This window comes from uncultured Abyssibacter sp. (assembly GCF_964000955.1).
Lineage (GTDB): Bacteria > Pseudomonadota > Gammaproteobacteria > Nevskiales > OUC007 > Abyssibacter.
In genome coordinates, this window is record NZ_CAXFCL010000241.1 from 1 (window position 1) to 1,831 (window position 1,831).

The 1,831-nt window shown below is 68.3% G+C and carries 3 protein-coding genes; 1 reads left to right on the top strand and 2 read right to left on the bottom strand.

What is annotated here, in order from left to right; translation table 11 throughout:
- A partial coding sequence (locus tag ABNS06_RS11710) for a response regulator (RefSeq protein ID WP_348674780.1) occupies positions 1–485 on the top strand: 485 nt, incomplete at its 5' end.
- A gap of 15 nt (positions 486–500) precedes the next feature.
- Here ABNS06_RS11710 and pdxJ read toward each other — a convergent pair.
- On the bottom strand, positions 501–1,232 hold the full coding sequence (gene pdxJ, locus ABNS06_RS11715; RefSeq protein WP_348674781.1) for a pyridoxine 5'-phosphate synthase: 732 nt from the start codon (positions 1,230–1,232) through the stop codon (positions 501–503).
- Positions 1,233–1,328: 96 nt separating this feature from the next.
- On the bottom strand, positions 1,329–1,831 hold a 503-nt coding region (locus ABNS06_RS11720; RefSeq protein ID WP_348674782.1), incomplete at its 5' end, for a DNA repair protein RecO C-terminal domain-containing protein.

Below are 1,831 nucleotides of genomic sequence, written 5' to 3' on the forward strand. Positions count from 1 at the left end.
AGGCGCTGCGGGCGCTGGAGCACGGCGACGGGCTGCTGATCATCGGACTCAGCGCCAGCGTGTCGCCGGAGCTGCGCAAGCAGTGGTTGCAGGCCGGCGCCGACAGCGTGCTGGAAAAGGGCGCGGACGACCGCGTGCTGCTGCGCCACTTGCTGCGGCTGGCCGAACCGGCGGAATCCGGCGATACACCCCCACTGACCGACGATCCGGAACTGCGGGACATGCTGCGCGCGGAATTACCTTTGCAGGTGCAGCAGATTCGCGATGCCTGGCAGCAGCGGGACATCCGGCAGGCCTATGACGCCACGCACCAGCTCCACGGCACCGCGGCGTTCTACAAGCTGCATGCCCTGCGCGATGTCTGCCGCCGCCTGGAGCAGCGTCTTGGCAAGGATGAGACCGACGTTGCCTGGTCCGAACTGGAGCCGCTGCGCGAGACCCTGTTCGCACAGGTGGACGCCTATCTCGACAAGCTGAGTGACTGAGGCGCCTGCCCCGGTTCAGCCCCGAGCCGCCACCATCCGCTGCTTCATCTCGTTGACGGCGGCCGGCAAACCGACGAACAGCGCCCGCGCGACGAGAAAATGCCCGATGTTGAGCTCGACGATCTCGCCGATCGCCGCGATGGGACCCACGTTGTCGAGATGCAGACCATGCCCGGCGTGGACTTCCAGCCCGGCGGCGGAGGCCTCGCGGGCAAAGTTTCGAATCCGGGCAGCGAGCTCGTCCATCCGCTCCGGATGATCCGCGTATTCGCCGGTATGGATTTCGACCGCGGGCGCGCCGACGGCCACCGCAGCTTCGAGCTGGCGCTCATCCGGATCGATGAACAGCGAGACACGCACACCAGCGCCGGCGAGTCGCTCGACGGCGCGCCGTACGCGATCGGTTTGCCCGGCGACGTCCAGGCCGCCTTCGGTGGTCAGTTCCTCGCGCCGCTCCGGCACCAGACAACAATGCGGCGGCGCGACGGCTACGGCAAAGTCCAGCATGTCGTCGGCCAGGGACATCTCCAGATTCAGCGGCACGTTGAGTTGAGCCGCCAGCGACCGGACATCGCGCTCCTGGATGTGGCGCCGATCCTCACGCAGATGAACCGTGACCCCGTCGGCACCCGCATGCGCGGCCAGCAAGCCGGCTTCGGCCGGGTCCGGATAAACCGTGCCGCGGGCCTGGCGAATAGTGGCGACGTGATCGACGTTCACGCCGAGACGGATCGGAGGGTGACTCATGGCGACAGCAAAACGCTAAGAATGCATGTGGAAACGGACGCGCATCATAGAGGCGCGCGCAAAAAAAAGCGCCTGCCCCGGTGCCTCCGGGCCAACTTACCGACCTGACGACTCCATCTGCCGCAGCCGCTTGAGCAGGCGCGGAGACTCCAGCGGTCGCGTGCCCAGATACGGTGCCAGCGCCGCGCGCATCAGGCGCCGGGCCTGGGCCCGGTCCGCCGCGGAGGTCCAGGTATCCGCCGCCAGCGCCAGCAGCGCCGAGCCGCTGACGGTCTCGCCATCCGTCCGCTCCACCGGCATCAGACCCGCATGAGCATCCAGCCAATACGCGCGGTCCGCCCGGACCGGCTCGCCCCGCGCATCGATGTCCAGGGAGAACGCGTAGCCCAGCGCCTCCAGCAAGCGGTATTCGAAGCGGCGCAACGCGGGTTCACGCTCCTCCCCCGTCGGCAACCGGCGCAGACAGGCCCAGTACAGGGGGTAGATCTCCGGATGCGGATCGTCACGGGCCAGCAGCCGCAGCAGCAACTCGTTGACGTACAGCGCGCAGATCGCCGCCTCGCCCTGCAACTGCACGCCGCCCTGGGGCTCGGCGGAGG

Bases quoted from the DNA above. Each gene is read 5' to 3' on its own strand.
- pdxJ (WP_348674781.1), bottom strand. From the start codon at position 1,232: ATGAGTCACCCTCCGATCCGTCTCGGCGTGAACGTCGATCACGTCGCC.